This is a genomic window from Gallibacter intestinalis (assembly GCF_014982745.1).
GTDB classification, from domain to species: Bacteria; Bacillota; Clostridia; order Peptostreptococcales; family Anaerovoracaceae; genus Gallibacter; species Gallibacter intestinalis.
The window spans coordinates 217,220-233,032 of record NZ_JADCKA010000002.1 but is presented as its reverse complement, the minus strand read 5'-3'; the positions used below and the strand labels follow the sequence as shown (position 1 = coordinate 233,032).

19 protein-coding genes, 1 riboswitch and 1 other annotated feature are annotated in these 15,813 nt (G+C 41.4%); of the genes, 17 read left to right on the top strand and 2 right to left on the bottom strand.

The window, feature by feature from the left end:
* Positions 1-58: 58 nt before the first annotated feature.
* Genes INF20_RS02530 through INF20_RS02510 form a run of 5 tightly spaced genes read left to right on the top strand, consistent with a single transcriptional unit; the run spans position 59 to position 3,739 of the window.
* Complete coding sequence (locus tag INF20_RS02530) at positions 59-784, top strand: DNA alkylation repair protein (protein WP_226384818.1); 726 nt, start codon at positions 59-61, stop codon at positions 782-784.
* Between the two features lie 2 nt (positions 785-786).
* Positions 787-1,089, top strand: coding sequence for a LysO family transporter (locus INF20_RS02525; RefSeq protein ID WP_226384817.1), 303 nt, complete (start codon positions 787-789; stop codon positions 1,087-1,089).
* Entirely contained in the window at positions 1,082-1,675 is a 594-nt protein-coding gene (locus INF20_RS02520; RefSeq protein WP_226384816.1) for a lysine exporter LysO family protein, read from the top strand. Before INF20_RS02525 ends, INF20_RS02520 begins: the two co-directional genes overlap by 8 nt.
* Before the next feature lie 46 nt (positions 1,676-1,721).
* Positions 1,722-2,555 (top strand): AAA family ATPase, encoded by an 834-nt coding sequence (locus INF20_RS02515; protein WP_226384815.1) that lies wholly within the window; start codon positions 1,722-1,724, stop codon positions 2,553-2,555.
* Positions 2,546-3,739, top strand: coding sequence for a vWA domain-containing protein (locus INF20_RS02510; RefSeq protein ID WP_226384814.1), 1,194 nt, complete (start codon positions 2,546-2,548; stop codon positions 3,737-3,739). The genes INF20_RS02515 and INF20_RS02510 overlap by 10 nt, the downstream gene beginning before the upstream one ends.
* Here INF20_RS02510 and INF20_RS02505 read toward each other — a convergent pair.
* Complete coding sequence (locus INF20_RS02505; protein ID WP_226384813.1) at positions 3,732-4,604, bottom strand: LysR family transcriptional regulator; 873 nt, start codon at positions 4,602-4,604, stop codon at positions 3,732-3,734. The two genes, INF20_RS02510 and INF20_RS02505, sit on opposite strands and share 8 nt — an antisense overlap.
* Before the next feature lie 162 nt (positions 4,605-4,766).
* Here INF20_RS02505 and INF20_RS02500 point away from each other — a divergent pair, with 162 nt between their 5' ends.
* A complete protein-coding gene (locus INF20_RS02500) occupies positions 4,767-5,765 on the top strand; it encodes a YeiH family protein (RefSeq protein ID WP_226384812.1) in 999 nt (332 codons plus the stop codon).
* 102 nt (positions 5,766-5,867) lie between these two features.
* Here INF20_RS02500 and lexA read toward each other — a convergent pair whose 3' ends face one another.
* Entirely contained in the window at positions 5,868-6,506 is a 639-nt protein-coding gene (gene lexA / locus INF20_RS02495; protein ID WP_226384811.1) for a transcriptional repressor LexA, read from the bottom strand.
* A gap of 194 nt (positions 6,507-6,700) precedes the next feature.
* On the opposite strand from lexA, the gene INF20_RS02490 reads away from it, so the two are divergent.
* The 11 genes from INF20_RS02490 (at position 6,701) to mreB (ending at position 15,793) form a co-directional block, all read left to right on the top strand.
* On the top strand, positions 6,701-7,075 hold the full coding sequence (locus INF20_RS02490) for a desulfoferrodoxin family protein (RefSeq protein ID WP_226384810.1): 375 nt from the start codon (positions 6,701-6,703) through the stop codon (positions 7,073-7,075).
* A gap of 44 nt (positions 7,076-7,119) precedes the next feature.
* Positions 7,120-7,246, top strand: a sequence feature (ribosomal protein L20 leader region).
* A gap of 3 nt (positions 7,247-7,249) precedes the next feature.
* Positions 7,250-7,792, top strand: a complete 543-nt coding sequence (gene infC / locus INF20_RS02485) for a translation initiation factor IF-3 (protein WP_226384809.1) — start codon at positions 7,250-7,252, stop codon at positions 7,790-7,792.
* A gap of 24 nt (positions 7,793-7,816) precedes the next feature.
* Positions 7,817-8,017 (top strand): 50S ribosomal protein L35, encoded by a 201-nt coding sequence (gene rpmI, locus INF20_RS02480; protein ID WP_226384808.1) that lies wholly within the window; start codon positions 7,817-7,819, stop codon positions 8,015-8,017.
* A gap of 13 nt (positions 8,018-8,030) precedes the next feature.
* Positions 8,031-8,387, top strand: a complete 357-nt coding sequence (gene rplT / locus INF20_RS02475) for a 50S ribosomal protein L20 (protein WP_226384807.1) — start codon at positions 8,031-8,033, stop codon at positions 8,385-8,387.
* Positions 8,388-8,578: 191 nt separating this feature from the next.
* Positions 8,579-9,709: a trigger factor gene (tig, locus tag INF20_RS02470; RefSeq protein WP_226384806.1), complete on the top strand. Its 1,131-nt coding sequence runs from the start codon at positions 8,579-8,581 to the stop codon at positions 9,707-9,709.
* A gap of 117 nt (positions 9,710-9,826) precedes the next feature.
* A riboswitch (glycine riboswitch) is annotated at positions 9,827-9,930 on the top strand.
* Between the two features lie 58 nt (positions 9,931-9,988).
* The gene (locus INF20_RS02465) at positions 9,989-11,428 is read left to right on the top strand and encodes an alanine/glycine:cation symporter family protein (protein ID WP_226384805.1); all 1,440 of its coding nucleotides are present in this window, start codon (positions 9,989-9,991) and stop codon (positions 11,426-11,428) included.
* 160 nt (positions 11,429-11,588) lie between these two features.
* The gene (nrdR, locus tag INF20_RS02460) at positions 11,589-12,050 is read left to right on the top strand and encodes a transcriptional regulator NrdR (RefSeq protein WP_226384804.1); all 462 of its coding nucleotides are present in this window, start codon (positions 11,589-11,591) and stop codon (positions 12,048-12,050) included.
* Positions 12,051-12,067: 17 nt separating this feature from the next.
* Positions 12,068-12,718, top strand: a complete 651-nt coding sequence (cmk, locus tag INF20_RS02455; RefSeq protein ID WP_226384803.1) for a (d)CMP kinase — start codon at positions 12,068-12,070, stop codon at positions 12,716-12,718.
* Between the two features lies 1 nt (position 12,719).
* Entirely contained in the window at positions 12,720-13,961 is a 1,242-nt protein-coding gene (locus INF20_RS02450) for a DUF1015 domain-containing protein (protein WP_226384802.1), read from the top strand.
* A 90-nt stretch (positions 13,962-14,051) separates the two neighbouring features.
* On the top strand, positions 14,052-14,726 hold the full coding sequence (gene radC, locus INF20_RS02445; RefSeq protein ID WP_226384801.1) for a RadC family protein: 675 nt from the start codon (positions 14,052-14,054) through the stop codon (positions 14,724-14,726).
* Positions 14,727-14,758: 32 nt separating this feature from the next.
* Positions 14,759-15,793, top strand: coding sequence for a rod shape-determining protein (mreB, locus tag INF20_RS02440; protein ID WP_226384800.1), 1,035 nt, complete (start codon positions 14,759-14,761; stop codon positions 15,791-15,793).
* Positions 15,794-15,813 lie beyond the last annotated feature (20 nt).

Below are 15,813 nucleotides of genomic sequence, written 5' to 3'. Positions count from 1 at the left end.
CTAAAGGTAAAAAATAAGATATAATTATCTCTGTATTACTTTAGGAGGACCTATACTTATGGACATCTTACTTAGAAATAAGGTTTTAGAAAATCTGCGTGATTTGCAAGATTTAAAATACAGAGATTTTCATACCAAACTTATACCGGGCGCAGATAAGGATCTATTTATCGGTGTCAGGATGCCGCAGCTTCGTAAATATATGAAGCAAATAGTAAAGGATGGTGAGGCAAACCAAGTTATAGAAAACATCCTTGAAATCGCGGAGGCAGGTAAAGAACCGCTATATTACGAAGAAAGGGTAATATGCGGCATTCTCATGGGCATGACGATAAAAGATTATGATACATGGGAAAACCTTGCGAGGAGATTTGTGCCGCTGATAGATAACTGGGCCGTCTGCGACGGAGCCTGTGCATCCATGAAAGTCATAGCAAGGCATCAGCAAGAAGCATGGCCTTTCCTTAAAAAGTACCTTGAAGATAATAGAGAATACTATATCAGGTTTGGCGTCGTAATGCTCATGGACTGGTTTATCGATGAGGAATATATCGACCGGGTGCTTTTAGAAATGCAAAAGGCAAAAACCGACGACTATTATGCCATGATGGCAGTGGCATGGGCACTTTCCGTATGCTTTGTTAAATTTCCGGAAAAAACTATGGAAGTGATAAAGACAGGCAGCCTGGATGTTGTTACGCATAACAAAACAATTCAGAAGATAAGAGAGTCCTATAGGGTGGATGCCGAAACTAAAAAAGAACTTCAAAATTACAGGAGGTAAAAATGAAGCTTTTAGCTTTTTACATATTCTGCTGTTTCATAGGCGGCATTGTCGGTACGGCAATGAGAAAGAAAAATATTGAGTTCAAATGGTCCGGAAAGGTTCAGACGATACTTCTGATTATACTTCTTGGAACCATGGGCGCAAGGATAGGAGCAAATGAACAGGTTATAGGCTCTTTAGGGGAAATCGGTTTATCTGCTTTTGTGCTGGCATTATTTTGCATGGCAGGCAGCGTAGCCGCCATCTTTGCTGTTCGTAAGCTTATGGGCTTTAACAGGAAAGGAGTGCGAGGCGATGACTAAAATAGTTCTTATATCGGTTGTTGTCGGCGGTATTCTCGGATATCTGTTTATGCCTGATTCGTGGATGGGCGCAACAGAGTATGTGGTTATCGGAGGACTGAGTGCGCTGCTTTTCTTTGTAGGAGTAGATATAGGCAGAGAAGGTACAGCTTGGCAAAATCTTAAAAAGGCAGGAGCCAGGATATTGGCATTCCCACTGGCAGTTATTGTTGGTACTCTAGCAGGAGCAGCAGTTGGAAGTCTGTTCTTTTCCGTTACGATGCCTGAAGCAATGGCCGTAGGCTCAGGTTTTGGATGGTATACTTTGGCGCCGTTGCTTTTGGACCCTTACAGCGCTGAGATTTCTGCCATGTCATTTATGTATAATGTATTTCGTGAGATGTTTGGTATAATATTGATACCGGTGGTTGCCAAGAGGATAGGGTATATCGAATGCGTTTCCCTTCCGGGAGCTGCGGCCATGGATGTGTGCCTGCCGATTGTGGAAAAATCCGCAGGAGCTGATATGGTGGTATATTCCTTTGTTACGGGAACTGTTTTAAGTGCATCAGTGCCGATTTTGGTACCGCTCTTTATAGGTATGTAACATATTTTGGTGAAAGCTAATTTAATTGATAGACGAGGAGTAAAGCATGAGTGAAGAAAAAAAGATGATTACCTTTGAAGGAAGTGAAAATTATGTTGTATCAGATGAGCTGGCAAATGCAGTAAATGTTGCCATTGCATTGGAAAAGCCGCTGCTTATTAAAGGTGAGCCGGGTACGGGAAAGACAATGCTGGCTGAGGCCATTGCCGAGGCTTTGGATATGCCGCTTTTGGTGTGGAGCATCAAATCAACTACAAAAGCTCAGGACGGACTTTATGTGTATGATACGGTACAGCGACTTTATGATTCTCAGTTCGGAGAAGGGGATGTAGCTGATATAAAGCAGTACATTAAGCTTGGCAAATTAGGCGAAGCCTTTGCTTCCGATGTACAGACAGTGCTTCTTATCGACGAAATAGATAAGGCTGATTTGGAGTTTCCTAATGACCTTTTGTGGGAACTTGATAAGATGGAATTTTATATCCATGAAACAAAGGAAACCATTAAAACAAAGCACAGACCTATTGTTATTATCACTTCAAATGCGGAAAAGGAACTTCCTGATGCTTTCCTGCGAAGATGCATCTTCCATTACATTGAATTCCCTTCATTAAACAAAATGGAAGAAATTATAAGAGTTCATTTTAAGGACATAGACCAAAAGCTGTGCGACAATGCCATGAAGGCCTTTTATAAGCTTAGAAGTGTAAGGGACATTGCTAAAAAGCCAAGCACATCTGAGCTTTTGGACTGGATACAGGCACTTATTATAAGCGGTATAGATCCGAAGGTGCTGGAGCACAGAATTCCGTTTATAGGGGTTCTTTTAAAGAAAAATCAGGATATTGATCTGACAGATGGTGGTAAGCGATGTTTTTAGGATTTTTTAATCTGCTGCGTTCCTATGGCCTTAAGGTGTCCATGCAGGAGTGGATGAGTCTTATGCAGGCCCTGGAAATGGATCTTGGTAATTCGACTTTGACGGGTTTTTATCATCTTTGTCGCTGTATTTTAGTTAAAAGTGAAGCGGATTACGATACCCTTGACAAGGTTTTTGCTCTATATTTTAAAAATATCAAAGAATTTGAGGAGCTTCCTGAGGACGTATGGAAGTGGCTTGCCGATGGAGAAATCGAAAGGATGTTGGATGACATTCCCGATATTGATTTTGATGATATAGGCATTGCAGAGCTTCTTAAGATGTTTCAGGAAAGACTGGCTGAACAAAACGAGGCTCACCATGGAGGAAACCGTTGGATTGGAACTGGAGGCACTTCTCCGTTTGGACGAGGAGGATATAATCCTAAGGGTATAAGAATCGGCGGCGAAAGCAGACATAGATCTGCCGTCAAGGTGGCAGGCGACAGGAGATTTTTAGACTTTAGAGAGGACCACGAGCTGGATTCTAGGGATTTTCAGGTGGCATTCAGAAGGCTTCGCCAGTATTCGTCTAGGGTAGATGCCCAGAGAACTGAGCTTGATGTGGAAGGCACCGTTAAGGCGACAGGAGACAATGCAGGACTTTTGTCTTTGGTATACGAAAAGCCGAGAAAAAATACAGTTAAAGTACTGCTTCTTATGGATAGCGATGGTTCCATGAGAAGATACAGCGACCTTTGTAATACTCTGTTTCAGGCATTGAGAAAATCAAATCATTTTAAGGATTTGCAGGTATACTTTTTTCATAATTGCATTTATGACCATGTGTATAAGGATCCTACATGCACATACGGAAACTGGGTAGAAACCCAGTGGCTTATGAAAAAGTTTGACAGCGAATACAAGGTGATATTTGTAGGAGACGGGGCTATGGCTCCATATGAGCTGCTTACAGTGGGCGGTATAAACGATATGAGACTGTTTAATAATGAGCCGGGCATAGAGTGGCTCAGGAAACTGGACAGAAAGTTCAGCAAAAAAATATGGCTCAATCCTATCCCTAAAAAGCGTTGGAATTACGCTTGGGGTTCATATACCATAAATATAATAAGAGATGAGTTTGATATGTTCGAGCTTTCCCTTTCTGGTCTTGAAGAGGGTATAAAGAAGCTGCTTGTCAGATAAAAGAATTATAGATGCTTTCCATTTCATGAGAATATATGCTGTTTTTTCTCCAAATAAAGCAAATATCGTGAGTTATGTCAAAATCCTTTAATTGGATAGGGCATAACTCTTTTTTTGCAATTTCATCTAAAGCTGCGACCTCATACATAAAGGATATGCCTGCATCGCCGGCAACCATTTTCTTTATGGCTCCCATATTTCCTATTTCTATTACGCTGTGAAAGTCATCAAAGGACATATTGTGTTCAATAAGGGCGTGTTCCAAGACTTCTCTGGTGCCGGAACCGCTTTCTCTGGTGATTATTGCGCTGCCTGCGAGATCTGCAAAGGAGTATTTGCCTTTAGAATACATGGAGTAGCGAGAGCATACAGGAATATATCTTTCCCTGGAATACACTATGCTGTCGTAGCCTCTTTTAGGAAAATATCCTTCCACAATGGCAAAATCTATGGAGCCTTTTTCAAGTTTTGCTAAAAGGGTCTCAGTGTTTGCAACCTCCATGGTTATATCTAAGCTCCTTGCAGTAAAGAGTCTATTTATAAGCACCTTTGGCATCATAAATTCGCCAACTGTCATTGTGGCACCAAATCGCAGAGGTCTAGCTTGTGATAGATTTCGTATATCATTTTTAAGATGGTTTTCATCAAGTTTCATGGTGATAAGAGCATCCTTTAATTTTATCCCTTCAGGTGTAAGGGATAGTTTTTTACCTTCCTGAGAAAAAAGCTTTGCATCATATTCTTTTTCCAGATATCTGATATGCTGAGAAACGGCAGGCTGCGTTATGTTTAAAAGAGCTGCCGTCTTTGTGAAATTCAATGTTTCTGCGGCAGTCAGAAATGTTTCTACTCTGAAATCAAGCATATTTTAGTCCTCATTTCTATATTCAATATTTTGCTGTATATAATGTTAATATTTCGTAGCATTTTAACTATAAGTAAAATTTATTGTATCATATATATTTATTATTTCAAATTATTATTGAAATCTGATAAGATATGCACCGTAAGAGAGGAGATAAAGGCTATGAATAAGAATATCTGGGCAGGATTGCTCTTTTGTGTGATAGTGGCAATACCGGCATGGCTGCTGGGTAAGCTGGTACCTGTTGTGGGTGGACCTGTGTTTGCCATTTTGTTCGGAATGATATTGACGCTAATTATAAAGAAAAAGGATAAGATTGAAGAGGGGATAGCCTTCACTTCAAAGAAGGTGTTACAGTGTGCTGTAGTGCTGCTTGGCTTCGGAATGAATTTTTCTGATATTCTTTATCAGGGAAAGCAGTCATTGCCGATAATAATAAGCACCATAGCCACTTCACTTATCGTTTCATTTATTTTGTATAAGGCGATGAAAATGGACAGTAAGATTTCAACGCTGATAGGCGTGGGATCTTCCATTTGCGGAGGCTCTGCCATAGCAGCAACTGCCCCTGTTATAAAGGCTAATGATGAGGAAATTGCTCAGTCTATTTCGGTAATTTTTCTCTTTAATGTCATTGCGGCGCTTATATTTCCAACCCTAGGAGGAATGCTGGGACTTTCAAACGAAGGCTTCGGACTCTTTGCGGGAACTGCAGTAAATGATACTTCCTCTGTAACGGCAGCTGCAACTGCTTGGGATGGAATCCACGGAAGCAACACTCTTGATGCTGCGACAATAGTAAAGCTTACAAGAACACTTGCTATCATACCTATCACTTTAGTATTAGCAATATGGACAGCCAAAAAAGAAAACAGCGGAGAAAACACATTCAGTTTAAAAAGAGCATTTCCGATGTTTATACTCTTTTTCCTGCTAGCTGCGGTGGTTACTACTGTGTTTTCACTTCCTGCTACAATCACTGATCCTATCAAGGAACTTAGCAAGTTCTTTATCGTGATGGCAATGGCTGCCATAGGTATGAACACAAATATCGTCAAGCTGGTTAAGACAGGCGGCAAGCCGATATTTATGGGATTTTGCTGCTGGATTTCAATATCAGCGGTGAGCCTTGGCATGCAGCATGTGCTCGGAATGTTTTAAATAGCAATTTACATTGATTTCTTAAAAATCAGTCCCACATAAAAACGAGAACGGACAAAACCGCTCTCGTTTTTTATATTTTTTTTATTTTAAGAGGTATTATTAAAAATATCTGAATACTCCGCGCACTTTGCCGAGGATAGTAACATCATTTACTATAATTGGGCTCATGGATGAGTTTTCTGGCTGAAGTCTTATATGACCGTTTTCCTTATAAAATGTTTTTACGGTTGCTTCGCTTTCAAAGCCATCAATCATTGCCACAACCATATCTCCGTTGTTTGCAGTGTTCTGCTGTTCTACAAGGATATAATCTCCGTCCATGATACCAGCCTCAATCATGCTTTCGCCGCGTACATTTAGCATGAAGTTTGTTTTGCCGTGCAAAAATCTTGCCGGAACAGGGAAGTGGTCTTCTACATTTTCCTCTGCCAAAATAGGGGTGCCTGCTGCTATCCTGCCTATAACCGGTATTTCCACAGTTTCGGAAACCTCAGCTGCATAGCTTGGAGGAGCGCTGTCCTCGTCATTATCCACCACCATAAGTGCTCTTGGTTTTGATGGGTCTTTAATGATATATCCCTGTTTAACCAGAGTCTCTATGTCCTTATGCACGGTGGAGGTGGATTTGATGCCGAGAGCAGAACAAATTTCCCTTACTGTTGGGGGATAGCCTTTGGCCCTTATCTCATCCTTCATGTATTTAAGTATCTGTTGTTGTCTATCTTTAAGTTTATCCATTGAAACACCTCAAAATTATCATTTACTTGGCAATATAATAACATAAAAGAAACATAAAGTAAACAAATGTTCGTAAAAAGAACGGAAATAAATTTGTTTGTAATGTGTTTTTTGGTGTATAATATAAACAACAGTTAGACGATAACGGCAGATAAAGCCGTATAAAGAGACAGAATATCTCGGGAGGAAATGTCATGAAAAAGTTTTTAAGATGCGAACATTGCGGAAATATGGTAGGCGTGCTTAACGACAGCGGAGTTCCAATGATTTGCTGCGGTGAGCCTATGAAGGAACTGGTACCTAACACAACAGATGCTGCAAACGAAAAGCATGTACCAGTAGTTACAGTTGAAGGTGATGTTCTCAAGGCAGTTGTAGGAAGCGTAGAACATCCTATGGAAGAAGCACATTACATCCAGTTCATCTTCGTTGAAACAGATAAGGGTGGCCACAGAAGAGCTCTTAAGCCAGGTGAAAAACCTGAAGCAGAATTCAATCTCCATGGTGAAAAGCCTGTGGCAGTTTATGAATATTGCAATCTTCACGGACTTTGGAAGAAAGAACTGTAAATTAAATATTGACACGGCATCGTCGCAATGGTAATATACTAGGGTAGTTAAAGAAGAAGTTGTCCGCTTCTCACCTTGACGGCGAAAGCTGCCGGGTTAATATCATGTAAATTGCACGCATGGCGTGTATTTATGGCGGATGATTTCGATCATCCGCTTTTTTTATGAGTGGACATGCTTTTGGGGAGGTGTAAGACCATTAGTAAAGAAATTTTCATCAACGAAGAAATCCGTGGAAAGGAACTGCGAGTTATAGACCAGGATGGTACACAGCTGGGTATTATGAGCAGAGAAGAGGCGTTGGCTTTGGCCGATGAAAAAAACCTCGATCTTGTGAACATATCACCTAATGCAAAGCCGCCAGTATGTAAAATACTGGACTACGGAAAGTATCGTTACGAGCTTCAGAAGAGAGAAAAAGAAGCTAAGAAAAAACAGAAGAATAATCAGGTTAAGGAAATCAGGCTCAGCACTTTTATCGAAGACCACGATATCAATGTAAAGGCCAATACCGCATCTAAGTTCTTAAAGGACGGAGATAAGGTAAAGGTGAGCTTAAGATTTAGAGGCCGTGAAATGGGCTATCAGGCAAAGGGCTACGAGGTAATGGAAAAGTTTGCTGAAGTATGTTCGCCTGTGGCTGACATCGAAAAGAAGCCTAAATTTGAAGGAAGAAGCCTGACTATGATTCTGGCACCAAAAGCAGATAAAAAATAGATCATCACAGGAGGGAAAGAAAAGATGGCAAAGAATAAAATGAAGTCTCACAGAGGCGCATGCAAGAGATTCAAAATTACAGGATCCGGAAAAGTTAAGAGAAACAAAGCTTATAAAGGCCATATACTTACTAAGAAATCAGCCAAGAGAAAAAGAGGCCTGAGAAAGGCAACTACACTGACAAGTGCGGATCTTAAGAGAATCAAGGGTGTTCTGAGCAAGTAGGAGGTAAGAAAGAATGGCAAGAGTAAAAAAGGGCGTAAATGCGCATAAGAGACATAAGAAGATTTTAAAGCTGGCTAAAGGTTTTTACGGCCAGAAGAGCAAGGTTTTCAAGGCTGCTAATCCTGCAGTAATGAGATCCCTGCGTTCAGCATATGTTGGAAGAAAGAACAAGAAGAGAGAATACAGAAGAATGTGGATCGCAAGAATCAATGCTGGTGCGAGAATGAACGATATCTCCTACAGCAGACTGATGGACGGTCTTAAGAAAGCAGGAGTTGATATCAACAGAAAGATGCTTTCCGAAATGGCTATCCACGATCCTGCAGGCTTTGCAGTACTCTGTGAGACAGCGAAAGCCGCTCTTAAATAGATATATTAATCGGGCGTTGCAACCGGGGAACATCATCCTCAGGGCAGTGCCCTTTTTTATTTCACAAAATGAACAATGATTTCAGGTTAATATCACAATTATGTCACATAGGCTGTATTTCTTTGAAAGCAGATGTAAAATATGCTAATATAATTAACGGTAAAAAACAGATTAGGACAGGAGAGTTATATATGAAATACAAGAAGATAGCATTATCACTGGCTGTATGTCTTATGACGGCCTTTACTCTTACACTTACATCCTGCGGCAATCCGTACAGCGGTGTGGAGATTACCGATTATATTGAAGTTGCCGACTACAAGGCTATGAAGGTAGAGCCAGTAACAGTAAGTGTAACTGACGATGAACTTCAGACAGAGATTAACTCAAGACTTGAAGCTGAAAAGACAGTTGAAGATGTGACAAAGGGAACAGTTGAAGACGGCGACACAATCAATATTGATTATTCCGGTTCCATAAACGGCGTAAAGTTTGACGGAGGCGAAGAGGAAGGCAGAGACCTTACAATTGGCTCCGGAACATTTATAGACGGATTTGAATCTGGACTTATCGGAGCAGAGGTAGGAACTACAAAGAACATCAAGGTTACCTTCCCAGAAAACTACAGTCAGGCGGATTTGGCCGGCAAGGATGCTGTGTTTGCAGTAAAAATCAACTCAAAGCAGGAAGAAAAGATTCCAGAACTTGACGAAAAATTCGTAAAGGAAAACAGCGATGTTGATACCGTTGAGGAATACAAGGCTGAAGTTAAAAAGGAGCTTACTGAATCCAAGGAGCAGCAGGCAAATGCCGAAAAGAGAAGCGAAGTATGGCAGGATTTAGTTGATCAGAGCATAATGAAGCAGGATGATGAAGGTAACGACCTTTATCCTGAAGAACAGCTGCAGGAAGCAATCGACGAAACAACAGCAATGTATGAAGAGGTTGCTCAGAGCAATAATATGACTCTGGATGATTATATCGAACAGAGTCTGGGTCTTGATAAGGAAACCTTTAATACTCAGCTTGAAGAATACTGCAAAATGCAGGTTAAGCAGGAAATGATAATGTACTATATAGCAGATCAGGAAGATATTGATGTTTCCAGATCAGACTATAAGAACTACATCAAAGAAATTTTAGCTCAGTACGGATATACCGAAGAAAGCTATGAAGAAGCTAACGGTAAGTCCTATGAGGATGTGGCAGGAAAGGACAATATTAAAGCTGCTACTTTAAGCGAAAAGGTTGCTCAGTTTGTAGTTGACAACGGAATTGAAAATAGTCAGAAAGAATCTGAAAAATCCAAAGAATCCAAATAATGTGAATCTGATGAAAATATAGACTAATGAAACAGTTAGATTGAGAAGCGACGCAGTCTGTGATACAGTAGACCCAATCGGTCCGCAGTATATGGGCTGCGTTTTATATTGTGGAACGACAAAATCTCTGGAGAACTCCTTAAGTGGAGTGCCGAAGGTGTAAGGATTGAAATATTTCGCAGACAATCCGATCTCTCAGGCAAACGGACAGAGCATATTTTTGTTTTGTCCTCTCTCCGAATGAATCGTTATTCTATACATATGGAGGAGGAATTTTTTATGGGTGCAAAGATTGCGGAGATCATTCAGATCATCGACGGTGCCATCTGGGGTGTGCCTCTGATGGTGGCAATCATGGGAACAGGTCTGTTCCTTTCGTGCAGACTTGGATTTTTACAGTTCAGAAAGCTGGGCAGAGCTCTTAAGTTCGCTGTTAAAAATGAAGAGAGCGATGAAGGAGATGTAACTAGCTTCGGAGCATTGTGTACGGCCTTGGCGGCGACAATCGGAACGGGTAATATCGTAGGTGTTGCAACGGCCATTGGACTTGGCGGGCCGGGAGCACTGTTCTGGATGGTGGCAGCTGCATGTCTTGGTATGGCTACTAAGTATTCTGAAGGTGTATTGGCTCTTAAATACAGAGTGACGATGCCTGATGGACATAAGCTAGGCGGTCCGTTCTGCTATATAGAACACGGTATGGGTAGCAGATGGAAATGGTTAGCGATAATGTTTGCCATCTTTGGTGCATTGGCAGGAGCCCTTGGAATAGGAACAGCCACTCAGATGAACGGTATAGCATCGGCAGTACAGAACTTTGCTGACCCTAATATGGAACACACCGTAAGTATTTTTGGAAATGACATATCCATTGCAACGGTGATAGCTGCAATTGTCGTTACCGCAATCGTAATAGTGGTAATCATAGGAGGTATATCCAGAATTGCTAAGATTTCTGAAAAACTGGTGCCTTTTATGGCAATAATATATGTTACGGTATGCCTTTTGATACTCGTATTCAATTACAAGGCGATACCGGGCGCAATAGTTGAAATAGTTGAAGGTGCCTTCGGTCTCAAGGCTGTAGGAGGCGGTTTTGTGGGAGCTATGCTGGCGGCCATGTCAAGCGGCGTTGCAAGAGGTATATTCTCCAACGAAGCAGGTCTTGGTAGTGCACCTATAGCTGCTGCGGCAGCCAAAACAAAGGAGCCTGTAAGACAGGGCCTTGTGTCTATGACAGGAACATTTATAGATACTGTAATCATCTGTAATATGACAGGTCTCACTATAATGGTTACAGGAGCTTACAAGGGAAGTGCAGAAGGTGCGGCAATGACTGCTACAGCCTTCGGAGAAGGTCTCCCTTGGGGAAATCAGGTGGGAGCATTCCTGCTTATGGTATGTCTGGCACTGTTTGCCTTTACAACAATCCTCGGATGGAACTATTATGGTGAACGATGCTTTGAATACCTTATGAAGGGCAATATGAAAGCGGTTATCGGCTACAGATGGCTTTATGTGTTTGCCGTTTTCGCAGGTCCTTTCCTGACCTTAAATACTGTATGGGCCGTTGCGGATATATTAAATGCCCTTATGGCTCTGCCTAACTTGATAGCTCTGCTTGCTCTTAACGGAGTAATAGTAGCTGAAACAAGAAGCTATTTTAAGAGGGCAGCCCTGGGGCAGGTAGACGGCTTTGAAACGCTAAATAACAAATAAATTTTAAATAGAACTTATAACTTATCAATGGAAACAAAGGAATGATGATTCAGGACCGGCAGCACAAAATATGCCGGTCTTTTTTATATTTTAGTGGCACGAAACATACAAAATATAGTAAAATAATCTATTATAGGGAAATACGAACGGAGGAAAGATAATGAAATGTCCTTTTTGCGAACATCCTGATACAAAGGTAATAGATTCAAGGCATACCGAGGATGGACATGCTATCAGGAGAAGACGCGAATGTGAAAAATGCTCAAGGCGTTTTACCACATATGAAAAAATCGAAGAAGTAGTGCTGATGGTCATTAAAAAAGACGGCAGCAGGGAAACTTTTGACAGAAACAAGATAATGAGCGGTATTGTTAAGGCTTGTGAAAAAAGACCGGTATCTGTTTCCGATATGGAAAAGATAGTCGATGAAATAGAACGCGGCTTAAACAATATGATGGAAAAAGAAGTAAGCAGCACATTTATCGGCGAGCTTATAATGGACAAGCTCAAAGATTTAGATGAGGTTGCTTATGTGAGATTTGCTTCCGTATACAGACAGTTCACCGATATAAACACCTTTATATCGGAAATAGAAAACCTTTTGGGCAGCAAGAAAAAGTAACGGCATAGGAGGTATTCATGAGCGAGATTATAAGGATTGCAGTGGACGGACCGGGAGGTGCCGGTAAAAGTACGATAGCAAAATTGGTTGCTAAAAAGCTAGGCATCGAATATATTGACACAGGAGCAATGTACAGAGCCATAGGCTATAAAACCAGCGTTAAAGGAATAGATCCTGCAAATCTGCCTGCCATGGAAGATATGCTCTCTGATACAACGATTGATTTTGTCGGAGGAAGTATAATACTAGATGGAGAAAATGTGGACGGCGCTATAAGGACTCCTAAAATGTCCATGATGGCATCAAAGGTGTCACAGCTAGCACCGGTTCGAGCAAAGCTTGTGGCTTCTCAAAGACAGATGGCTGCCGCTAAAAGCGTAATCATGGATGGTAGAGACATAGGCACCAATGTAATGCCCGATGCGGAATATAAGTTTTTTATGACTGCTTCCGCTGAGGAAAGGGCAGACAGAAGATATAAGGAACTTGTGCAAAAGGGTATTGATGCAGACTATGACGAGGTCCTTAAGGATATAGAAAAAAGAGATTACGAGGATACTCACAGAGAACTTGATCCGCTTAAGCCTGCTGAAGATGCGATTATACTTGATACAACAGGCATAGGAATAGATGAAGTGGTGGAGAGGATACTTGGCGAGGTGAAGTAGTATGGCTCAGGTCAGACCTTTCAGAGCGATGCGTCCTTCAAAGGGATTTGAGGAAAAGGTAATCGCAAAGCCATATGATGTTATGGATAAAAGCGAAGCATCAAAGATGGCAGAAGGAAATAAATACAGCTTTCTTCATGTTACAAGATCTGAAATAGATTTGCCTAAGGAGGATAATCCTTATGCTGATTCCGTATATGAAAAGGCCGGTGAAAACCTGAAAAATCTTATGAGGGACGGCACGTACATGATTGAATCAAAGCCTATGCTGTATATATATAGACAGCAGGTAAAAGATCATGTGCAGACAGGCATCGTAGGCTGCGTTTCTATTGATGACTATGAGGCCGATGTCATTAAAAAGCATGAATTTACGCGCTATGACAAGGAAAAGGACAGAGAAAGACATTTTATAGCCTGCAATGCGGATACAGAGCCTGTATTCATCACTTACAGGGATAACAGTCAGATAAGAACCCTTGTGGAAGGCTTTATGAGCAATAATGCTCCGGTGTATGATATTGCTGATTTTGACGGAGTTTCTCACATGGTGTGGGCGGTAAATGATGATAATGTGATAAATGGTATCTGCGGATTTTTCGAAAAGGTAGATAGCCTTTACATAGCAGATGGCCACCACAGAGCGGCTTCGGCGTATAAGGTGGGACAGATGATGAGGGAAAAACACCCGCAATATACAGGAAGAGAGGAATTTAATTTCTTTCCTGCGGTGATTTATCCAGATAAAGATCTTAAGGTCCTTGACCACAACAGAGTTGTAAGAGATCTTAACGGCAATACTATAAATGAATTTCTAGATAAGATAAAAAATGCTGGATTTGAAGTATCAGAGCCCGTTGAAGAAGGTGCCAAGCCTGTAAGAGCCGGTGAAATCTCTATGTTTTTGGATAACCTATGGTATACGATAAGAATTACCGAAGGTATGGTACCGGAGGATTTGACAGAATCCCTTGATGTATCAGTACTTCAGGAAAAGCTTTTAAGGCCTATTTTAGGCATAGAAGATATACGAAATGATGAAAGGATAGATTTTGTAGGAGGCGCCGGAGGCATACAGGAACTTGAAATTAAGACAAAAAATGGCATGTCAGTTGCCTTTTGTATGTATCCTGTTACGGTGGCAAAGGTTATGGAGGTATCCGACGCAGGATTGACTATGCCGCCGAAGTCCACATGGTTTGAGCCAAAGCCTGCCAGCGGGCTGTTCATACATTTGCTTTAACCTTGAAATATACGGGTTAAAATGGTAAAATATAATCCGGTTTATTATAGTTTAGGATCTTAAGTTCCCCTGTAAAAGACAGGAGGAAAAATGAAGATCAGAGAAATGGTCAAGGACGAGCGTCCCCGTGAAAAAATGGCCATGTATGGCAGACAGACACTGACAAACAGTGAACTTTTAGCCATACTTATAAAAACAGGTACTGAAAGACGCGGCGTTCTTGATATAGCAGACGAAATTATACATAAAAGCGGCGGCATAAGAATGTTAGCCGAATATTCTCTTGAAGAACTTGCAGCCTTTGAAGGCATAGGCAGAGCAAAGGCCTGTGTTATCCTTGCAGCGGTGGAGCTTGGAAGCAGACTTGCTGCTTCGTCGCAGCTTACAACAGGAAGGATTAAGGATGCAGGAGATGTGGCAGATATTTTTCTCGAAAAGCTCAGATACATGAAAAAAGAGCGATTCGAATCGCTGCTTTTGGATGCGAAGGGCAACATTATTTCCTGTGAGCTAATTTCAATGGGAGATTTGATGTCAAGTCCTGTGCATCCGAGGGAAACTTTTCAGGCAGCCGTAAAAAGAGGAGCTGCTGCAGTAATATTAGTACATAATCATCCTAGCGGAGATCCTACTCCCAGCGATGATGATATAAAGATAACAAAAAGACTCAAAGAGGCAGGAGACATATTGGGCATTTCCGTATTGGATCATGTCATAGTAGGCGATGGCAATTATGTCAGTCTGCGCAATTTGGGCATAATATAGCTAAAAGCTAAAAGCGAAAAGGAGAAGGAAAGATGGGTTTTTCAGCAAAAGATCTTGGTATTGACCTCGGTACTGCCAACACGATAATTTACAATCCTGAGGCGGGAGTAATACTTAACGAGGCAACCGCGATAGCTTATGATAAATACACTGGAGAGATAATCGCTACTGGTACAAAGGCTAAAGCCATGTACGGTAAAGCTCCTAGAAATATTGAGGTAATAAAGCCTCTTCAGGACGGCGTTATCTCTGATTTTGATATGACAGCGGAAATGCTGCAGATATTTATAAGACAGGCTACAGAAGAAAGAAAGCCAGCAGGACTCAGAGTTGTAGTTGGAGTGCCTAGCGGTGTAACAGAAGTTGAAAAAAGAGCCGTTTTAGAGGTCGTTCGTGAAGTAGGCGGCAAGGAAGTCTATGTTATGGATGAACCTATGGCTGCTGCTATCGGCGCAGGTCTTGATATTGAGGCTTCTGAAGCTTCCATGATAGCTGATATAGGTGGCGGTACAACTGATGTTGCTATTCTTTCACTGGGAGGCTTAGTTGTAAGCACTTCCTTAAGATATGCAGGAGACAAAATGAGCGAAGCTGTTATAGCATACATCCGTAAGAAAAAAGGCATTCTTATCGGTATGAAGACAGCAGAGGATCTCAAGGTTTCTGTGGGCAGTGCCATGGTTGAAAAGGATTCAAACGGAGAGCCTATCGTAAGAACTGTAAATGCAAGGGGTAGAGATTTGGTATCAGGTCTTCCTAAGACATTTGAGGTTACAAATATCGATATGGAAGAAGCTTTAAGAGAATCCGTGGATACAATTATAGATGCTATTAAGTCCACTGTGGAAAAAGCACCTCCTGAAATTGCGGCGGATATCGCAGAAAAAGGTATGATGCTTTCCGGCGGCGGTTCTCTCATAGAAAATCTGGATAAGCTGATTTCCATGAGAACTGGCATGGAAGTAAATACAGCTGATAACCCATATGAGGCAGTTGCCATCGGAACTGGCAAGAGCCTTGATAACATAGAAAAGCTGAAAACCTACGCTGAAATAAAGATTAGATAGTTACGATTTACTCAATTAAA